The sequence below is a fragment of the Fusibacter tunisiensis genome, from assembly GCF_016908355.1.
Taxonomy (GTDB): Bacteria; Bacillota; Clostridia; order Peptostreptococcales; family Acidaminobacteraceae; genus Fusibacter_D; species Fusibacter_D tunisiensis.
Genome location: NZ_JAFBDT010000001.1, coordinates 135673 through 155946, shown reverse-complemented (window position 1 = coordinate 155946; position 20274 = coordinate 135673). Strand labels below are relative to the sequence as shown.

At 36.0% G+C, this 20274-nt stretch carries 18 protein-coding genes; 1 reads left to right on the top strand and 17 read right to left on the bottom strand.

Annotated elements, in window-relative coordinates; all coding sequences use genetic code 11:
• Window positions 1-5 precede the first annotated feature (5 nt).
• Together gdhA and lexA are read right to left on the bottom strand one after the other, a co-directional pair.
• Window positions 6-1343, bottom strand: a complete 1338-nt coding sequence (gene gdhA, locus JOC49_RS00805) for an NADP-specific glutamate dehydrogenase (RefSeq protein WP_204661203.1) — start codon at window positions 1341-1343, stop codon at window positions 6-8.
• 117 nt (window positions 1344-1460) lie between these two features.
• Entirely contained in the window at window positions 1461-2090 is a 630-nt protein-coding gene (gene lexA / locus JOC49_RS00800; protein WP_204661200.1) for a transcriptional repressor LexA, read from the bottom strand.
• Window positions 2091-2236: 146 nt separating this feature from the next.
• Between lexA and yneA the strand changes: the two genes are divergently transcribed.
• The gene (gene yneA, locus JOC49_RS00795) at window positions 2237-2566 is read left to right on the top strand and encodes a cell division suppressor protein YneA (protein WP_204661198.1); all 330 of its coding nucleotides are present in this window, start codon (window positions 2237-2239) and stop codon (window positions 2564-2566) included.
• Here the strand turns inward: yneA and JOC49_RS00790 are convergent, their stop codons facing one another.
• The 15 genes from JOC49_RS00790 to pnp all read right to left on the bottom strand — a co-directional run bounded on the left by JOC49_RS00790 (window position 2567) and on the right by pnp (window position 20183).
• Window positions 2567-3718 (bottom strand): tyrosine-type recombinase/integrase, encoded by a 1152-nt coding sequence (locus tag JOC49_RS00790; protein WP_341534635.1) that lies wholly within the window; start codon window positions 3716-3718, stop codon window positions 2567-2569.
• Between the two features lie 158 nt (window positions 3719-3876).
• Window positions 3877-4353, bottom strand: coding sequence for a QueT transporter family protein (locus JOC49_RS00785; RefSeq protein ID WP_204661197.1), 477 nt, complete (start codon window positions 4351-4353; stop codon window positions 3877-3879).
• 186 nt (window positions 4354-4539) lie between these two features.
• On the bottom strand, window positions 4540-5442 hold the full coding sequence (locus JOC49_RS00780; protein ID WP_204661195.1) for a hypothetical protein: 903 nt from the start codon (window positions 5440-5442) through the stop codon (window positions 4540-4542).
• A gap of 94 nt (window positions 5443-5536) precedes the next feature.
• Entirely contained in the window at window positions 5537-6964 is a 1428-nt protein-coding gene (purB, locus tag JOC49_RS00775) for an adenylosuccinate lyase (RefSeq protein WP_204661193.1), read from the bottom strand.
• 133 nt (window positions 6965-7097) lie between these two features.
• Window positions 7098-7358, bottom strand: coding sequence for a stage V sporulation protein S (locus JOC49_RS00770; RefSeq protein ID WP_204661191.1), 261 nt, complete (start codon window positions 7356-7358; stop codon window positions 7098-7100).
• 11 nt (window positions 7359-7369) lie between these two features.
• Complete coding sequence (locus JOC49_RS00765; protein ID WP_204661189.1) at window positions 7370-7639, bottom strand: stage V sporulation protein S; 270 nt, start codon at window positions 7637-7639, stop codon at window positions 7370-7372.
• Between the two features lie 153 nt (window positions 7640-7792).
• Window positions 7793-9349: a ribonuclease Y gene (gene rny / locus JOC49_RS00760; protein ID WP_423875041.1), complete on the bottom strand. Its 1557-nt coding sequence runs from the start codon at window positions 9347-9349 to the stop codon at window positions 7793-7795.
• 141 nt (window positions 9350-9490) lie between these two features.
• Window positions 9491-10519 (bottom strand): recombinase RecA, encoded by a 1029-nt coding sequence (recA, locus tag JOC49_RS00755; protein WP_204661187.1) that lies wholly within the window; start codon window positions 10517-10519, stop codon window positions 9491-9493.
• A gap of 105 nt (window positions 10520-10624) precedes the next feature.
• A complete protein-coding gene (locus JOC49_RS00750; RefSeq protein ID WP_204661186.1) occupies window positions 10625-11860 on the bottom strand; it encodes a competence/damage-inducible protein A in 1236 nt (411 codons plus the stop codon).
• Between the two features lie 50 nt (window positions 11861-11910).
• Window positions 11911-12438, bottom strand: coding sequence for a CDP-diacylglycerol--glycerol-3-phosphate 3-phosphatidyltransferase (pgsA, locus tag JOC49_RS00745; protein ID WP_204661524.1), 528 nt, complete (start codon window positions 12436-12438; stop codon window positions 11911-11913).
• 2 nt (window positions 12439-12440) lie between these two features.
• Window positions 12441-13769: a 30S ribosomal protein S12 methylthiotransferase RimO gene (gene rimO / locus JOC49_RS00740; RefSeq protein ID WP_204661185.1), complete on the bottom strand. Its 1329-nt coding sequence runs from the start codon at window positions 13767-13769 to the stop codon at window positions 12441-12443.
• Between the two features lie 11 nt (window positions 13770-13780).
• Window positions 13781-16219, bottom strand: a complete 2439-nt coding sequence (locus tag JOC49_RS13320) for an FtsK/SpoIIIE family DNA translocase (protein ID WP_279381178.1) — start codon at window positions 16217-16219, stop codon at window positions 13781-13783.
• 15 nt (window positions 16220-16234) lie between these two features.
• Window positions 16235-16666 carry a dUTP diphosphatase gene (dut, locus tag JOC49_RS00730; RefSeq protein ID WP_204661184.1) on the bottom strand — a complete coding sequence of 144 codons (432 nt, stop codon included), beginning with the start codon at window positions 16664-16666 and terminating at the stop codon, window positions 16235-16237.
• Window positions 16667-16679: 13 nt separating this feature from the next.
• Window positions 16680-17957, bottom strand: coding sequence for a M16 family metallopeptidase (locus JOC49_RS00725; protein ID WP_204661183.1), 1278 nt, complete (start codon window positions 17955-17957; stop codon window positions 16680-16682).
• 90 nt (window positions 17958-18047) lie between these two features.
• Window positions 18048-20183, bottom strand: coding sequence for a polyribonucleotide nucleotidyltransferase (gene pnp, locus JOC49_RS00720; protein WP_204661182.1), 2136 nt, complete (start codon window positions 20181-20183; stop codon window positions 18048-18050).
• Window positions 20184-20274: the final 91 nt, after the last annotated feature.

The following is a 20274-nucleotide window of genomic DNA, read 5'->3' as shown; positions in this document are numbered from 1 at the left end:
TAAGCTTAAAAATTACCTTGTGCCATCATAGCATCAGCCACTTTTAAAAAGCCAGCTATGTTTGCACCTGCAACCAAATCATATCCAAGTCCATATTGATTTGAAGCTTCGTAAGCCGATCTATGAATTTTTTTCATGATTTCTTGCAATTTTATGTCGACCTCTTCAAAGGTCCAAACATACCGAATTGTATTTTGTGACATTTCAAGTGCTGAAGTTGCAACACCACCTGCGTTTGCTGCTTTTGCAGGGGCTATGAGTATCCCATGTAATTTTAAATAATCAATTGCTTCATTTGTTGTTGGCATATTAGCACCCTCAACCAAAGCTACTAGTCCATTATCAACAAGCATCTTAGCATGTTCTAAGTGGATGTCGTTTTGTGTGGCACATGGCAAAGCAAAGTCACATGGTATTGACCAAACACAGCCTTTGCCTTTCATATATTTGGCATTGGGGTTATAACGGGTATAGCCTTCAATTGATTCCCGCTTTATATGCTTAATCTCTTTGATATAGGCTAAATCAATTCCTTCAGAATCGTATATGCAGCCTTCCGAGTCAGACATCGCCAAAACTTTAACGCCAAAAGAAATGAGCTTTTCCGCTGCATAATAGGCGACGTTTCCTGAGCCCGATATAACTGCAGTTTTATCTATGAAGGTCATTTTATGGTGATAAAGTATTTCTCTAAGAAAATAAACAAGTCCATAGCCTGTTGCTTCAGTTCGTACGAGTGACCCTCCATATGTGAGTCCTTTTCCAGTGAGCACACCATTGTTAAAGCCGCCATTCAGTCTGCGGTATTGGCCAAATAAATAGCCAATTTCACGACCACCAACGCCTATATCACCAGCAGGCACATCAACATCTGGACCAATATGGCGATACAACTCAGTCATAAAACTTTGGCAAAATCTCATAATTTCAGAATCACTTTTGCCTCTGGGATCAAAATCTGAACCACCTTTTCCACCACCAATTGGGAGTCCTGTCAAAGCATTTTTAAAAATTTGCTCAAATCCTAGAAATTTTACAATGCCTATATAAACACTGGGATGAAATCTTAATCCACCCTTATAAGGGCCTAATGACCCATTAAATTGAATTCTAAAGCCTCTGTTTACATGTACTTTACCAGTATCATCAACCCAAGGAACTCTAAAGACAATTTGCCGTTCTGGTTCTACAAGACGTTCTAATAAATACTTCTTTTCAAACTCAGGATTTTTTTCAAATACAGGTTTCAAAGATTGAAAAACCTCATAAACAGCCTGTAAAAATTCTGGTTCTGCTGAATTTTTTTCTTTTATCATTTCATATACAGAATCCACATAATTCAATCACATCACTCCTTTTTGTCTATATAAGTTATCCATACCAAATGCCCCAAAATTTAATCACAAAAAAAGAAACTTTCACCAACACTAGAAATGAAAGTTTCTTAAAACTGACTTAATTTACATTTTTCGAAAAACACCTTTAACTTTCCCTAAGATTTGGACATCATCAAGATAAATAGGGGACATAGATGTATTTTCTGGTTGTAAACGAATTCGATTTTCTTCTTTGTAAAATGTTTTTACCGTTGCACTTTCATCAATCAATGCAACTACAATATCGCCACTATTGGCTTGATTCTGTTGTCTTACCAAAACCAAATCCCGATCAAATATACCGGCTTCAACCATACTTTCACCCTTAATTTTAAGCATAAAATAGTCGCCGTCATCTATATAGTCAGAAGGGAGTGGAAACGTTTCATCAAATGATTCCACAGCTAAAATTGGTTCTCCAGCTGTAATTTCACCAATAATAGGAACAAATTGAGTATCCCGTGCCATATTTATCACATTGGAAACTGGCGCTGGTTCCAGACCTAGAATTTCTATTGCCCTTGGTTTAGTAGGATCTCTACGAATATAGCCTAATGTTTCAAGCTTCGTTAAATGCGCATGAACAGTTGAAGTCGATTTAAGACCTACCGCTGTACAAACCTCTCTAACTGATGGGGGATAACCTTTTTTTGAAACCTCATCTTTAAGGTAATCGAGAATCATTTGTTGTTTTTTTGATATTTTTTCAGCCATATGAACGCCCCTTTGACCCTTATTTTAATAGAAGTATAGCATATTTGACAAAAAAAATCAAACATAAGTTCTGTTTTTGCTTTACAAAGAACACCCGTTCGTATATAATGAAAATATAGAACAAACGTTTGGAGTAGGAGGGTGTTATGAAAGGTAATAAAAAAACAAATCGTCGAAAAAAATTAATAGTTGTCAACCAAACACGTTTTATCATTGCATCTCTATTAACGCTCATTATTTTAAGTGGTCTCATTTCATTATTTACAAATTCCATTATTTCTGAAGCCAAATCTACAATTGATTCAATTGAACTCACTGTTAATCGTGGGGATACGCTTTGGGAAATTGCATCAGAATATAACTATTATAATGAAGATCTGCGTGAAGTTGTCTACCGCATCAAACAGTACAATAATCTTGATGATTCTAGAATATTCGTAGGTCAAACACTGGAAATACCAGTCTCTAATAAATAATCAAATCTTATTTTTTTTCACTTTTTCATCTAGATCTTCTAAGAGTTCGTAATTTGAAACAACATCGCGCTTTGCATTTTTTCTATGTGCAGCATATAGTTGAGTTGTTGTGACATTTTCATGATCCAAGAGATTTTGAACATCATAAATTGAAAATCCATATTGGATTAATGATGATGCAGCAGTCGCTCTTAATTTATGAGGACTATAACCTTTACTTCTTGGTGCATCTAATGCAATAGACGTATACTTTTTAACCAAGTCACGTATGGTGCGAACCGTCATACGTTTTCCTTGCAAAGATAAAAATAAAGGATCATCTTCATCTTTACATATTGGTCTTTCTAATTCTATATATTCTTTAATCACAGTAATTGCAGATTTATTTAATGGCATATTTGTTTCTTTTCCACGTTTTCTATATATTTTAAATTCTTCACGCGTATAATTAAAAGAACTTAAATTTAACTGTTGCATTTCACTGACTCTAAGTCCATATGTTGTAAAGAGAACAAGTATGGCTTTGTCACGTCGTTTTGTTTTTTTCCAGTACTGTAATTCCTTATCAGATAATCCTGTGCCGTCTGTGACAGCGTCTAACATTTTTGCCACTTCTTGGATTTCTAGTCGCTTGATTGCATCTGGCTGTGGCTTGGGCAATTTAATTGGATTAAATCCTTCTGTAATGTTAATTTTCATTTGTCCATTTCGATACAAGTATTTAAAGAGGACGCTCAATGAAGAACGTTTACGAGCAAGGGCTCTTGTGTGATTTTCAACAACATATTGTGTTGTTTCAGTTTCCATAATATAATGGCTACAGTAATCTAAAAAATAATTGATATCACGTGCAGTCAAGTTACAAAATTCATTTTCCGATATATGGAATGGATTTTTTGATTGTATTTGTGTTGTCTGATCAACAAGATAATTGCAAAAGAAAAGTAGGTCATTTAAATACGCCAACCTGGAACTTATAGCAACCGAATTCTTTAAATATAAAAAATAGTCATATAGAAAATTTGGTAATACAGATTCAATTTCTTGGCATTTAGTCAACATATCATTTTGTTTTTGAATGATATGATCTGGAATATCTGATTTATTGTATAATTTTTTTTTCTTTTTAGGGGACGATATATTTTGATTCACTGCAAATACCTCCAAATTCAGAATCTAACTATTCCCTAAATATACATTTGAGGAATAGTTAACTTATTCTTATTATATCATTTTCCTTTAATGCTTGCCACCTATTTCCATATAAAATCAAAAAAAAGAATCTCTAATTTAAGAGATTCTTTTCAATGCTAATCTTGAATAAATTTAGAAAAAGGTTTTAAAGCTTTGATTAAAATTAAACCAATTCCAAATGCAGATACCATCTGTCCTAAAAACACACCACTCATTAATGCCAAAAGACCCTCTGGAAACCCATAAGCTACCTTCAACAGTATTCCAACGACGATAGTATTGATAATTACTGGCGGTACGGGTACCAAATACTCGAATTTCCGAAGCTTATATGACAGATAAGCCGCTAATAGCGTTGCCAAACTTCCAAAAATTATGTCCCCAATAACAGCACCACCAATAATATTGGCAATGAGACAGCCTACAAATAAGCCTGGTATTGCAGCAGATGTAAAGTATGGGAGTATTGTCAATGCTTCTGCGATTCTAAATTGAATAGGTCCAAAGCTTGAAAAACTAAATACTGCAACCAAAACAACATAAAGTGCTCCAATTACCCCTGCTTTTACGAGATACGTTACATTTCGATTCATTTATTAACCTCCTAGTTTTGTTTTATGACAGGATGGTTTCGAACTGTCATTTATTGCAACAAAAAATCCCCTTGTAACAAGAGGATTGAAATACAAACAATCCCTTGATTTTTAAAGTGGGTGCCAAGGAAACACTTTTATTGCCTTATAAAGTATACCACAATTCTATAGTTTGTAAAGTGATTCTTACTCAAGCCGATTGAAGCGTTTGAGAATTAATAAGTGATCTAGCGTTAATTTCCCCTTCCACTCTCTTTCAGCAATTTGCCACTCATCTGTATACTGATTCCATTTCCAAGTTGGCGAAAGTACACCCGCTTCCTCCATATGCTCAACAATATAGTCTAAATTCGTATTTAAATCTTCATTTGTTACTGGAAAAATTGATTTTTCAGTGATGCTTATAAATTTTAAGGGATATGGCACATAAGACGTCCAGTCTGAAACATTTGTATTCACCAACTTATGATAGCCCTCAATTAATGATGATGTCATTTGATTATTGAGGTTATTTGGTAAGACATCATACATTTTTGTGTAACAAATTAATTCGTGTTCTTCGAAAGTCTTTATTTTTTTCAATCGGTCTAAATAATATGTAACAATCTGGTTGATATCCAATTTTGTTACATCCTCTTTGAGAACATATAAATAGCCTGCCAGCTCAGCAGAGGGATTGCCATCTACCTCCCCTTCTACTTTCTCTTGATGCCACCACGGAGCATGTGGGTATAAATTAACATGTTGTGGTACAGGTATCCACCCTTTGTAAGCATCATTATATGTGTCACACAAATATGCGATCGCTTTTTCCACTTGTGGATTTTTTTTATTAAGTGCGTTTATATCTTTAAGAATACCAAGTGCAATGGCTGTTGCCACAGCAGAAGAAAACGGCATTCGAAAATCAGGCTCCAAACCATTACCATACCCGCCATCTTTGTTTTGATACATCTCTAAGGCTTTACTGATTTTAGAAGGACAAGGTTCATAAAACCAATGTTCTAGCAATAATTTTTCAATATAACGTCCATTATTGACAATATATGTTTCTGCTTTTTCTTGCGCTTGTTTACTCAGTATTTTCATGATATCCTCCTTTTTCTTACTATTTCCTTACTACCCTTTTTAGCAAAATAAAAACCGAAAGCGTATACATTCACTTTCGGTTTAAATTAATGCTTTATACTTTCAAATCTACCATTTCACCAAGTGATTCCCTGTGATTTGCTCGAATGGGTTCTACCTGTGATTCAAGGAATTCATTAACTTGTTCAATACTACGTCCAATATAGTCTTTGGGATTCATTAATGCTTTTACATCATCTAAAGACAGATGGAATATAGGGTCATTTACAATTCGATCTATTAAATCATTTTCAAGCCCTTCTAATTTTACCTTTTTCCCAGCTTCCATAGAATGAACACGAATAGATTCGTGCAATTCTTGTCTGTCACCACCCTTTTTTACAGCTTCCATGATTATATTTTCTGTCATCATAAAAGGCAATTCAGCATAAACGTGTTTTTCAATCACTTTTTCATACACCACAAGACCAGTTGCAATATTATTGCTTATATCCAGACAAGCATCTATTGCTAAGAATGCTTCAGAAATTGACAAACGTTTATTTGCACTGTCATCCAGAGTGCGTTCAAACCATTGAGTAGCTGCAACATATTGAGGACTTGTAGACAAAGACATCACATATTTGCATAGTGATGCAACCCGCTCACTTCGCATAGGGTTACGTTTATAAGCCATTGCAGAAGACCCTATTTGATTTTTTTCAAAAGGTTCTTCAACCTCTTTTAATGATTGAAGCATACGAATATCATTTGTCATCTTATGCAGAGACAGAGCTACACCATTTAGTACATTGGCAACTTTAGCATCATATTTACGTGTATATGTCTGTCCAGTAACAGCTAGAGATTCCTTAAATCCCATTTTATTGGCTACCATACGATCTAAAGCAATTACTTTTTCATGGTTGCCATCAAATAGACTTAAAAACGAAGCCTGAGTTCCAGTTGTTCCTTTCACGCCCCTCATTTTTATTTGATCAATTAATACAGACACATCTTCATAATCCATCACCAGATCCAAAAGCCACAAACTCGCACGTTTTCCAACAGTGGTTAACTGAGCTGGCTGGAAATGCGTATAACCAAGTGTTGGTATATGCTTGGTTTCATTTGCAAAAGCAGCCAATTTATCTATTAAAATTGCAAGTTTTTTTTGTGTAAGCATCAAGGCTTCACGCATAACAATTAAATCTGTATTGTCACCAACATAAGCACTTGTTGCGCCTAGATGTATTATTGGCTTGGCATTCGGACATTGATCTCCAAAAGTATGCACATGGGCCATAACATCATGTCTAAATTTTTTTTCGTAACTTGCAGCCTTTATAAAATCAATATCATATATATGCTGTTTCATCTCATCAATTTGTAAATCACTTATGTTAAGGCCCAATGCCTTTTCTGACTCCGCAAGTGCAATCCATAGTTTTCGCCAATTAGAAAATTTGTTATATGGCGAAAATATTTTTAGCATCTTTTCACTAGAATATCTTTCAATTAAGGGATTTAAGTACTGTTCCATTGTATTTTGCCTCCTATTTCCGAACATTTTTAACATTATTCGATTTATTATACACCTTCTGTATCATTATAATCTATTTTTATAAAAATAACAATTAAAAAAGAGCCCTTAGGCTCTTATATTTGTAGGCAAACTATCTTGGTTGTACAATTAATTTAATTGCAGTTCGCTCTTCACCATCAATCAATATGTCAGAGAAAGCCGGTATGCAAACCAAATCTATACCTGAGGGTGAAACGAATCCTCTAGCAATTGCAATGGCTTTAACAGATTGATTAATTGCGCCTGCACCTACAGCCTGAATTTCAGCACTTCCGTGTTCCCTAATCACACCAGCTAAAGCCCCTGCGACAGAATTTGGGTTAGATTTTGATGAAACTTTTAAAACTTCCATTTTTACGCCTCCTATTTTAATTGACTTCTTTGAACAATGAGTTTGATTGCAGTTCGTACTTCGCCATTAATTTCAACTTCAGTAAAGGCAGGAATAAAAACTAAATCAATACCACTTGGTGCCACGTACCCTCGTGCAATTGCAATGGCTTTTATAGATTGGTTTAATGCCCCAGCACCAACTGCCTGTATTTCTAAAATTCCTGACTCGCGTATGATGCCAACTAAAGCCCCTGCAACAGAATTTGGATTAGATTTGGTTGCCACTTTTAGTACTTCCATAATTAGAATCCTCCTTAGTGCATTTTAAACCATTACACTATGAAATATACCCCTAGTGCGAATTGTTAAACATCTGTAAAATTTATTTTATTCTAATTAAAAAGAAGAATTCAAAATGAATTCTTCTTATTTTCTTAATAGCTCTATAGTCAACTACTTAGCAAAATCAGTTACCCTTGACTCTCGAATAACATGTACTTTAATTTGTCCTGGATAATCTAAATCTGCTTCAATCTTCTTGCTAATTTCTCGAGCAAGCATAAACATATCATCGTCGTTTATCTTTTCTGGAATAACAACAACTCGTACTTCTCGTCCCGCTTGAATTGCAAATGACTTATCAACACCATCATAGCTGTTAGCAATACCTTCCAAAGATTCAAGACGCTTAATATATGTGTCTAGCGTTTCACGTCTTGCGCCTGGTCTTGCAGCAGAAAGTGCATCTGCCGCAGTTACAAGAACTGCTTCAACTGTTTCTGGTTCATAGTCACCGTGATGTGTACTCATTGCGTGAATTACAGCTTTTGATTCCCGATACTTTTTAAGAATCTGCATACCAAGTTCAATATGTGTTCCTTCTAAATCATGATCTACAGCTTTACCAATATCATGCAATAAACCTGCGCGTTTTGCAATTTTCACATCTGCGCCAATTTCAGCTGCCATAAGTCCAGCTAAATGCGCAACTTCAATAGAATGCTTCAAAACGTTTTGACCATAACTTGTACGGTACTTTAAACGACCAACAAGTTTAATCAATTCTGGGTGAAGGTTGTGAATACCAACTTCAAAAGTTGCATTTTCACCTTCTGTCTTAATTAACTGATCAATTTCTTTTTTAGATTTCTCTACCATCTCTTCAATTCGAGCTGGATGAATTCTACCATCAATAATCAGTTTTTCAAGTGCAACACGTGCAATTTCTCTTCTAATTGGATCAAATGAAGATAAAATAACAGCTTCTGGTGTATCATCAATAATCAAGTCTACGCCCGTTAAAGTTTCAAGCGCTCTAATATTACGACCTTCTCTACCAATAATTCGCCCCTTCATTTCATCGTTTGGAAGATTAACCAAGGAAACAGTTGTTTCTGCAACATAATCTGCCGCACACTTTTGAATTGCATGTGCCAACACATCTTTTGCTTTCTTTGTTGCTTCCTCTTTTGCTTTTCCTTCAATGTCTTTCATTAAAAGAACCGCATCATGTTTTACCTCTTTTTCAATGTCTGCAAGCAATTGAGACTTCGCTTCTTCAATTGTTAACTCTGAAATACGTTCCAACTCACTAATTTGTTTTTCATATAGAGCATCAACTTCGGACTCTTTGTTCTCTATGCTTCTTAGCTTGGCTGCCATCTTTTCTTCTTTGACTTCCAAGTTGGCTGATTTTCGATCCAGTGCTTCTTCCTTTTGAAGATTTCTACGTTCAAGTTTTTGCATCTCAGCACGTCGATCTTTAGTCTCACGATCAATTTCTTTACGAATTTGATGTGCTTCATCTTTCGCTTCCAAAACTTTTTCTTTTTTTAATGACTCCGCGTTTTTAGCTGCTTCAGCTAAAATTTCTTTGGCCTTAAATTCAGCACTTAAAATCAATTTTTCAGCTGTACTCTTTCTCAGCATGTAACCAATTCCAACACCAATGAAAGCCAATACACCGCCAATAATAACTACTAAATATACTGGTACGTTTATGTCGTTCACCCCCTTGCATAAATGTTAAGACCAGTGAACTGGTCTTAACTAAATTTTAATGGTATTAAAATATATACCTATCCATTTAATTTTATATGCTTTTATGCAAACTGTCAAGAGCAGTGAACCATCTCAAACATAGACAAACTCTTATTCTGAGTCTGCTTTTGCAGCTGTCTTGTCAACGTCGGCTGCTAAGTTGTAAAATGCCCTAACTTTTTGTTCAATTTCATCACAGATTTCTGGATTTTGAATTAAATATTCTTTGACATTTTCACGGCCTTGACCTACTTTATTGCCGTCATAGCTGTACCATGAACCTGATTTTTGGATAATATCTGCACCTGCAGCGACATCGAGAATGCTGCCTTCCTTTGAAATTCCAACGCCGTACATAATATCAAATTCTGCTTGTTTAAAGGGAGGTGCTACCTTGTTTTTTACTACTTTAACACGCGTCCTATTGCCTATTATTTCAGAATCTTTTTTAATTGAGTCAATTCGTCTGACATCCAATCGAATTGACGCATAGAATTTAAGTGCATTTCCACCAGTTGTTGTTTCAGGATTTCCAAACATGACGCCAATTTTCATACGCAATTGATTAATGAAAACAACCGTACAATGTGATTTGTTAATTATAGCGGTTAACTTTCTAAGGGCTTGAGACATCAACCGTGCTTGTAAGCCCATATGAGAATCGCCCATTTCTCCCGTTATTTCTGCTTTTGGCGTTAAGGCTGCAACTGAATCTATTACCACTATATCTATAGCACCACTTCTAACCAGTGCATCTACAATTTCAAGTGCTTGTTCACCAGTGTCAGGTTGAGAAACAATCAACTCGTCAATATTAACACCAATATTTTTTGCATAGGCAGGATCTAGAGCATGTTCTGCATCTATAAATGCTGCAACACCACCACGTTTTTGAGCTTCAGCAATCATATGCAGTGTGACAGTTGTCTTTCCTGAAGATTCTGGTCCATAAATTTCAACGATTCTCCCTTTTGGAATACCACCTATACCCAATGCAATATCTAAGTCAATGGATCCTGTAGGGATACTCTCTACATTTATTTTTGCAGATTCATCTCCCAATTTCATTATAGACCCTTTACCAAACTGTTTTTCTATTTGTCCCAATACGTTATCAAGCGCTTTTTGTCTTTCACTCATACATACACCCACCTTTTATTTTAGAACACTTGTTCTATTTGATTATAACATACCACACATAAACTGCAACCATTAAATTAAGTTTATCGTAATTTCCATTATTTGTCAATTCATTAAGTCATAAGCAAGCTTTAAGGCTTTATTTACCGTTCTTCTTTGTATGCTCTCACGATCCCCAGTAAATTTGTTTTCAACCGTCATGATTTCACCATTATAATATATTCCAATATAAACCAGGCCAACTGGTTTTTCACTCGAACCACCGCCTGGGCCTGCAATTCCAGTTGTGCTAATTGCAATTTCAGCACCAGAACTCTCTGCAACTCCTTTGACCATTTCGTAGCAAGTTTGATGGCTTACTGCCCCATAATTTGTAAGTGTATCTGTTTTTACACCCAAATAAGTTGATTTCGATAAATTGCTATAAGTAACCAAAGACGTCGCAACGACATCTGAAGCGCCAGGATGTCTAATAAAGGTATAACTCAACAAACCACCTGTACACGATTCAGCAAATGCAATTTTAATGCCTCTGGCCAACAATTGATTCATTACAACCACTTCTAGGTCCTCTCCATTTTCAGATACAATGTAATCGCCGATACGACTCTTGATCTGTTCGCAGAGCCTCTCAACTGCATGCTTATCTGAATGGTCTCCTAAACCTGAAGATGTAATTCTTAATAAAACCTTTCCATCGCCTGCATATGTTGCCAAAGTAGGATTTGATTGACCTTGAATCAAGTCCATTAATTGATCTTCAACAGCGGATTCTCCTAAATCATAAATACTTAAATATTTAGACGTCATACTGTTCAATGCCTTGTTTTTTAAGTATGCAGCTATGTGAGATTCAAATATATGTTTTAATTCTTTAGGTGGCCCAGGCATGACCAAAATCCCTGTATTATACTCTTTTGCCTCAATTATACAAGCAGGTGCCGTTCCTTGCTCGTTATCTAAAATAATAGCGCCTTCAGGAAAATACGCTTGGCGCGTGTTAGATTCAGGCATTTCTCTATTAAACATTTTAAATCTTGTTTTAATGCGCTCTAAACTATGAGGATCCAAAACCATATCAAGGCCCAATACATCTGCTATTATCTCTTTGGTGATATCATCTAAAGTTGGTCCTAAACCACCTGTTGTAAAAACAAGATCACACATCTCCATAAGTTGTTTAAAGTGTTTCGCAATTCTTTCAGGATTATCCCCTACAGTATAATGATAATACACACTGATCCCTAATTTATGAAGTTCCTGACTCAGATAGGTTGCATTGGTATTTACAGTTTTGCCCATCAACAATTCAGTCCCAATTGCTAATATTCCAGCTTTCATATTGCCTCCATCAAAATAGGTTGACATAATTAAATTATGTCAACCTAAGATTATTCTTTCAACACTTGCTTGTTTTTAACAATATAATCATAACCTGATATAACGGTTAACACGGTGGCCAAATAAATCAAAATTTGATCCATTGGAAAATTTAACAGGCTGAAAGGATAATTACCCATTAATAAAACAATAATCATAATCATTTGAGAAATGGTTTTAGCTTTTCCCCACCAACTCGCAGCAATAACAATGCCATCTGCTGCTGCGATTGCTCTAAAAATACTCACAATAAACTCACGAGACAGGATAATAATCACAACCCAGGCCTTTAGTTCACCAAGTTCTACAAATCCGATTAATGCAGATGTAACAAGCAACTTATCTGCTAAGGGATCCATAAATTTCCCGAAGTTCGTCACCAAATGATACTTCCTTGCCAAATAGCCGTCTAAAAAATCTGTAAACGAAGCCGTGGCAAAAAAAATCAAAGCAAGAATCGATTGCCCGGTCAATAGAAAGAATATAAAAAATGGAATCATTAAAATTCTAAGAATCGTTAATTGATTTGCGACATTCATTTTCATTCTACAAGTCCTCCAATTAAGTCATATTCCATAGCGTCAGTAATTTTCACAGAAACAAAATCCCCAATTTCTAAATCACGATCTGTATGAATGTAAACAACACCATCTACATCTGGTGAATCAAACTGACTCCTGGCAACGTATATTTTTGAAGGTTCTGCAACTTCTTCAACAACTGCCTCAACCACATCACCTAGACGTTTATATAAGACCTCTTCCGAAATAACCATCTGCATAGACATAAGTATATCACGTCTTTCATCCATTATTTCTTGAGGCACATGATTCGGCAGATTATAGGCAGCTGTATCTTCTTCATTCGAATAGGTAAACGCACCCAACCGATCAAATTTCATTTTTTTTGCAAAAGATACCAATTCTTCAAAATCAGATTCTGTTTCACCTGGAAATCCTACAATAACAGTTGTTCTTATAACCGCTTTCGGATCACGTTTTCTAATTTTTTCTATTAATGTCTCAATATCTTCTTTTGAAGTTGCCCGATTCATAAGTTTCAAAATGCGATTGCTTGCATGCTGAATCGGGATATCAAAATAAGAAATCACTTTATCATTTCTAAAAAATCCATCTAATAGTGCATCGTCCAAAATGTCCGGGTAAGCGTAATGAACTCTAATCCATTGAATTCCTTCAATCGAATTAAGAGCATCTAATAATTTATCAAGACTAGGTCTATCATAAAGATCTATCCCATATCGCGAAGTGTCTTGTGCAATGAGAATCAGTTCCTTTATGCCCATTGACGCTAGATCACGCGCTTCTTCCACGACATCCTCAATGGTTCTTGACCGAAATTTTCCCCTTAATTTTGGAATGATACAATACGTACAAAAATTATCACACCCTTCCGCAATCTTCAGATAGGCATAATGTCCAGGTGTTGTAAGGACACGCGGTAAATCTTCTGGAATCATTAAATCCACAGATTCTAAAAATATTTTTTGACTTGTGCCCTTTATCAATTGATCAATCACTTCAGAAATCTTAAAGAAATTACCAGTTCCCACAACTGCATCAACTTCTGGAATTTCATCAATTAAAGCTTCTGGGTATCTTTGAGACAAGCATCCGGTCACAATTAAATATTTTAATTTACCTAAAGTTTTAAGGCTTGCAATGTCTAAAATTGCTTTTATAGATTCCTCTCTGGCATCATGAATAAAAGAACATGTATTGACAATTACAATTGTAGCATCTTCAATTGTCTCACTAAGTTCAAATGTATCATCCAATAGGCCTAGCATCTGCTCTGAATCAACTAAATTTTTAGAGCAGCCCAATGTTTCTATATAAACTGTCTTCATAACGACCTCTTTCATTCATCTTGTGCATCTGTTTCTACTTCAACTCTACTTGCACTTTCGAGTTCTGACTTTGAAACAAGCACTTCTCGTGGCTTACTTCCTCTTGAGGGTCCCACAATCCCACGTTCTTCCATAGAATCAATCAGCCTTGCAGCACGATTATAACCCACTCTAAAGCGTCTTTGAAGTAACGACGCAGAAGCCTGTTCCGAATCCACTACAAATGCTATAGCATCTTCCAAATAATCATCGACTTCTTCATCTGAAGGTGTAAAATTTTGAACTTCATCTAAAATTTCTTCATTATATTCGACTTCCACACTTTGATTTTTAATGAAATTTACCAAAGATTCCACTTCTTCGTCTGACATAAAGGCGCCCTGTGCCCTTTTCGGCTTTGATGCACCAACAGGATAATATAGCATATCCCCTTTTCCTAACAACTTCTCAGCACCCCCCATATCAATAATGGTTCTTGAATCAATTGCAGATGATACGGAAAATGCAATTCTAGAAGGTATATTGGCCTTGATAAGACCTGTAATAACATCAACCGAAGGTCTTTGTGTTGCAACAATCAAATGGATTCCTGCGGCACGTGCCATCTGTGCCAGCCTACAAATAGCATCTTCCACTTGATTGGGCGCTACCATCATTAGATCCGCCAACTCATCGATAATCACAACAATTTGTGGAAGCTTTTCCAAAGCCAAAACCTCTGCTTTTTTATTATAACTTTTCATATCGCGTACCACTTGCTCAGCAAAAAGTTTATAACGTCTTGTCATTTCATTAACTGCCCAATTAAGTGCAACAGATGCTTTTTTAGGATCTGTAACAACTGGTAAAATCAAGTGTGGTATGCCATTATAATTGCTTAATTCCACAACCTTAGGATCAATCATAAGAAACTTAACTTCATCTGGTTTTGCGTTAAATAAAATACTGGATATAATTGTGTTGACACAAACTGATTTACCAGAACCCGTTGCACCAGCAATCAACAAATGAGGCATACTGGACAAATCTCCAATAATTGGATTTCCTGAAATATCCTTACCCAATCCAACAGAAAGTTTTGATGATGTTTTAGAAAATTCAGGCGATGAAATGACTTCTCGCAAAGTTACCATAGATGTGGATTTATTAGGCACTTCTATTCCAATTGCGGCCTTGCCCGGTATTGGGGCAATACGTACATGACTGGTTGCTAAATTTAGTGCAATATCGTCACTAAGGCCTACGATTTTGCTTACTTTAACGCCTGGACTTGGTTGAACTTCAAACATTGTAATTGAAGGCCCTCTCTTAACGGACACAACTTTTGCATCAACATTAAAATTTCCCAAAGTGTCTTCAAGAAGACGTGCCATTTCAATGTACTCAGACTTATCGTCCGTACGATTCGCTGTTTTCACCTCTTTAAGCAACTCAATAGATGGCATTTTATATGCTGCAACTGTCTTTTGTACATTTTGTTGAATTTCATCTGTAACTTGTTCAGTTGTCTTAGCGTCAATATCTTGATTTTTAAGCTTCACAGGTGGTTTCTCAATAGGTTTATCCACTTGATCCACTGACTTATTTTGATCGTGATCAAAAAATGAAATCGTTTCAGACGCAACAGGTTCAGCTTCTTGTTTTTCATAAGAGTCATAATCAAAAGGTTCAATTTCTTTTTTACGTTTTACTTTTCGCAAAGTTTCAAGTTGCGTTAAAAATTCAGGTGATTGTGATTGTGACTTAATTTTTTGTTTTTGACGGTTTACAGGGGTCTCTTGTGTAACCAACGTTTCAAGAGCCTCTGCCTCAAGTTTCTTAGCCTCTCTACGTGCTTTTAATTTTAATTTATAGGCTTCATACAATTCCTGTAGAGAAACCCTAGTAAATACAACAAATCCAGTAATAAAAACACCCATTATCAAAATAAGAGTTCCAACACTACCGATTGCTTTTACCGAACTGCGTGTTAGAAGTTCCCCAAAAATACCACCACTCGCTAACTTTTGACCCGAACTATAATATGATTTAAACGTATTGACATCAAATGAGAGGTCCATATTTTTTAGATCAAAGTAAGCGTCAGAAGCATGTACAATCAATGTCGATGACAAAATAAGCCCAATTGTAATAAATGCCAAAGATATTGAAACACGTTTCTTAGCAAGTTTAAAATTAGGATTCAGGTTGACAAAAATTATGCAAAAAATCAGCAATGGCATCAAATAACCAACATATGAAAAGAGCCCAAGAACAAAACCTGTAATCCATTCACCAACAACTCCAACAGCTTTAGTGTATAGGCTAATCATGGCAAATAAAGTAACAGAAAAAAGCGCAATCATTTTAAGTTCATATTTAATTTTATAGTGTTTCATCTGTTCAGCTTTTGTCAAACGAGTTGTTTTCTTTTTTGTAGGTCTTGATTTTGTTTGTTTCTTTGTAGCCAAAATATCACCTCTTTATTATACACCTGTAGAACCAAATCCACCGTGTCCACGATCGGTTTCATCCACTGAATCGGAATCTTCCCAGATAACTTGTTCGTATTTTGTTACAATCAATTGAGCAATACGATCGCCTCTTTTTATGGTGAAATCTTCATGCCCCAAATTGATAACCGGAACTTTTAATTCGCCCCTGTAATCACTGTCAATTGTGCCAACTGCATTTACAAGGGTTATACCATTTTTAATTGAAAGGCCACTTCGCGCCCGAACTTGACCTTCATAACCATTCGGAATTTCTACAAACAAACCCGTTGGAACTAACGTACGCTCCATAGGTTTTAAAATAATCTCTGCTTCATTATTTGAAAGCAAGTCCATCCCCGCCGAACCTTTTGTCTTATACTCAGGTAAAGGGTTGGTTGATTTATTAAGAATTCTAATTTTCATAAGAAAAATCCCCCTAATCTAATGCTGTTTTCATTTTATTATAATAGGTCTTAACTTCTGATTCCGTTACATCTCCAACAAAAGCCATGGCAAAATTCCCAGTTGAAAAACAATGTTCTATTAATTTTTTCATTCCAATTAAAGACGTTTCTTCAATTTTAGCGAGCATTTCATCCATATTTTTTTCTTTATGGGCAAACAGTTCAATCCGACCTATAAAATCCATGTATTGATCAGAGCCTTCCATGCCCAGTACAAAACTACCCTTTAAATGGTTCTTGCCATGTTCAATCTCTTGATCTGTAAAAATTCTAGACTTTAATTCTAGTATTACAGAAATTATGGCACTCAATGTTTCTGACATTTTTTCCTTTGATACGCCAAAAGAAATTTCTAGCATCCCTATTTCATCATAAAAAGTCGGTTCACTAAAGATAGAGTACGTCAGTCCCAAATTTTCTCTAACTTCTTGAAAAAGCATGGAACTGTTTGATCCCCCTAAAAATTGATTGAGCAAAGACATGTTGTATGACATCTTATGATCAAACGGAATGCCTGGAAAAGCAATAACCACCTGAACCTGTTCAAAGTCTTTTTGCTTGAATCCATATGTCCAATTTTGAGTTGGACTGGGTATAGTCTTTAGCGATAAATCCAATTTTTCAGGTATTCGTTCAAAGTACTTGGTCACTTGAGATTCAATTTGTTCTGGATCAAAATCCCCTGCTATCGAAAGAACCATATTATTCGCCCTATAAAATCGATTAAAAAAATCAAACACGCTAACTTGGTTAAATTTTGAGACACTTTCTTTTGTTCCAAGAACTGGTAGAGACAATGGATGATCGCCATATAAAACTTCATGAATCAAGTCATTTGCAATTTCTTCGGATGCATCCTCATACATATTAATTTCATCTTGAATAACAGTTTTTTCAAGTTCAATATGATCTGGATCAAAAGTAGGATTTAGCATCATATCCGATAACAAATCCAAGGCCAAATCCAAGTCACCACTCAAGGTCTTTGTATAAAAGCAGGTACATTCTTTGGCTGTAAACGCATTCATTTCGCCACCTACAGCATCAATTTCAATCGCAATTTGAGCGGCACTTCTATTTCGGGTGCCTTTGAAAACCATATGTTCTATAAAATGTGCCATACCATTATCTGACTGAGATTCAAATGATGAGCCTGCCTTAACCCAAACCCCAACACTAACTGACTTATAGCCCTTTAAACGTTGGGTTACAACTGTTAAACCATTTTGTAATACAATTTTTTTTACCAACGATCCACCTCAGTCACATCCTTATAACATAAGGGAGATAATATCTGCCTTGCAAATATTATCTCCGCTATTGATTATCGTCTTATTATATTAAGCGTTTTTGTTCTGGTCTTCCAATAAGACTTTTCTTGAGAGATTGATGCGCCCTTGATCATCGATTTCAATAATCTTAACAACGACTTCATCACCAATATTTAAAACATCTTCTACTTTTGCAATGCGTTTTGTATCGATTTGCGAAATATGGCAGAGACCTTCCTTACCATGTCCCAAGTCAACAAAAGCACCAAATTTAAGAATTCGACTTACTTTTCCTGTAAACACTTGTCCAACTTCAGGATCAGTTACAATGCCTTCAATTTCACGTTTAGCACCTTCTCCGCCAATACCATCGTTAGCTGTTATCAGAACCGTTCCATCATCATCAATGTCAATTTTAACATCGTATTGTGACGTGATGCGGGTAATAACTTTTCCCCCTGGTCCAATGACATCTCTAATTTTATCAGGATTAATTTTAAGTTGGAATACGCGCGGTGCGTATGGTGACATTTCAGGTCTTGGTTCACTTATAACCTCACTCATTTTTCCAAGTATAAAGAGTCGACCTATTCTTGCCTGCTCTAAAGCATTTTCTAAAAGTTCACGGCTGAGGCCATCCACTTTTATATCCATTTGAAGTGCTGTAATCCCGTTTTTAGTACCTGCAACTTTAAAGTCCATATCCCCCAAAGCATCTTCCATGCCTTGAATATCACTTAATATAGAAATTTTGCCTTCTTCTTGAATTAATCCCATTGCAATTCCAGCTACTGAATCTTTAATTGGAACACCTGCATCTAAAAGTGATAAGGTACTTCCACAAATACTAGCTTGGGAACTGGAACCGTTACATGTTACAACTTCAGAAACCAATCGAATGGTATACGGGAAATCTTCTTCAGAAGGAATAACTGGAAGAAGAGCTCTTTCACCCAAAGCACCATGGCCAATGGCACGTCTATTAACACGGCTCATGCCAACTTCACCAACTGAAAATGGTGGGAAATTATAATGGTGCATATACCTTTTAGTATCTTCAAGATCTAAACCATCAATCCTTTGTGATTCACCAAGTGCACCAAGCGTTGTAATTGTTAGCGCTTGTGTTAACCCGCGCGTAAATAAGCCCGAACCATGTGTTCTCGGAAGTAAAGCTACCTCACACGAAACAGGTCGAATGTCTTTTACACCTCTCCCATCAGGTCGAAGGCCTTCGTTGATTATCATCTTGCGCACGATTTTCTTCTCATTTGCCTTAAATTGATCCTTTAAAAAATCTTCTTGATCTGGATGTGATTCAGCAAAATGTGTCAACAAATCATCTTTTAAATCATCAAGCGCAGCATTACGATCATGTTTGTCATGAATTCTTACGGATGCATTCATACGATCAGATAAGAACGCCTCAATTTCACTAACGAAATCATGGTCCACTTCAGGTAACTGAATTTCAAATTTTTCTTTGCCAAGTTCAGATTGAATTTCTTCAATGAAAGCACAAATGTCTTGAATAACTTCATGTCCTCTCATAATTCCGCCTAAAACAACGTCTTCTGGTAAAATATCTGCACCAGCTTCAACCATAACAACCGCTTCTTTTGTACCAGCAACAACAAGGTTTAAAGAAGACATTTCTTTTTGTTCAATCGTTGGATTAATGATATACGTACCATTTGTATAACCAACTGTTACAGCTGCTACAGGTCCTTCAAAAGGAATATCCGATATACCAAGTGCAATTGAAGCCCCATTCATCGCCACTGTATCAGGTGTACAATCTTGATCCACTGACATAACAGTTGCAACCACTTGAACTTCGTTTTTCATACCATCTGGGAACAAAGGCCTAATAGGTCTATCAATTAATCGCGCTGTAAGCGTTGCGCGTTCAGAAGGTCTGCCTTCTCTTTTAATGAAGCCACCCGGTATTTTTCCAACGGAATATAATTTTTCTTCAAATTCAACAGTAAGTGGGAAAAAATCAATCCCTGGTTTTGGTTTTCTTGATGCAACAGCTGTGACAAGTACAACTGTCTCTCCATAATGTATTAAAGCTGAACCATTGGCTAAATTTGCCATCTTTCCAATTTCAACTTTAAACGGTCTGCCGGCAATCTCTTTTTCAAAGACCCGTACAACATTCTTATTGTCAGCACCAACTGCTTGACATCCAACATTTTCCATTCTATTGCCTCCTAATTCTCTTCTGATACTCGAAATTTATCCTACTTATTTCAAGTCAACGCTGATACACAGACTGATAAACCAGCATTCA

Bases quoted from the DNA above. Each gene is read 5' to 3' on its own strand.
- lexA (WP_204661200.1), bottom strand. From the start codon at position 2,090: ATGGCTGAAAAAATATCAAAAAAACAACAAATGATTCTCGATTACCTT.
- yneA (WP_204661198.1), top strand. From the start codon at position 2,237: ATGAAAGGTAATAAAAAAACAAATCGTCGAAAAAAATTAATAGTTGTC.
- JOC49_RS00785 (WP_204661197.1), bottom strand. From the start codon at position 4,353: ATGAATCGAAATGTAACGTATCTCGTAAAAGCAGGGGTAATTGGAGCA.
- JOC49_RS00780 (WP_204661195.1), bottom strand. From the start codon at position 5,442: ATGAAAATACTGAGTAAACAAGCGCAAGAAAAAGCAGAAACATATATT.
- purB (WP_204661193.1), bottom strand. From the start codon at position 6,964: ATGGAACAGTACTTAAATCCCTTAATTGAAAGATATTCTAGTGAAAAG.
- JOC49_RS00770 (WP_204661191.1), bottom strand. From the start codon at position 7,358: ATGGAAGTTTTAAAAGTTTCATCAAAATCTAACCCAAATTCTGTCGCA.
- JOC49_RS00765 (WP_204661189.1), bottom strand. From the start codon at position 7,639: ATGGAAGTACTAAAAGTGGCAACCAAATCTAATCCAAATTCTGTTGCA.
- recA (WP_204661187.1), bottom strand. From the start codon at position 10,519: ATGAGTGAAAGACAAAAAGCGCTTGATAACGTATTGGGACAAATAGAA.
- JOC49_RS00750 (WP_204661186.1), bottom strand. From the start codon at position 11,860: ATGAAAGCTGGAATATTAGCAATTGGGACTGAATTGTTGATGGGCAAA.
- pgsA (WP_204661524.1), bottom strand. From the start codon at position 12,438: ATGAATGTCGCAAATCAATTAACGATTCTTAGAATTTTAATGATTCCA.
- rimO (WP_204661185.1), bottom strand. From the start codon at position 13,769: ATGAAGACAGTTTATATAGAAACATTGGGCTGCTCTAAAAATTTAGTT.
- dut (WP_204661184.1), bottom strand. From the start codon at position 16,666: ATGAAAATTAGAATTCTTAATAAATCAACCAACCCTTTACCTGAGTAT.
- pnp (WP_204661182.1), bottom strand. From the start codon at position 20,183: ATGGAAAATGTTGGATGTCAAGCAGTTGGTGCTGACAATAAGAATGTT.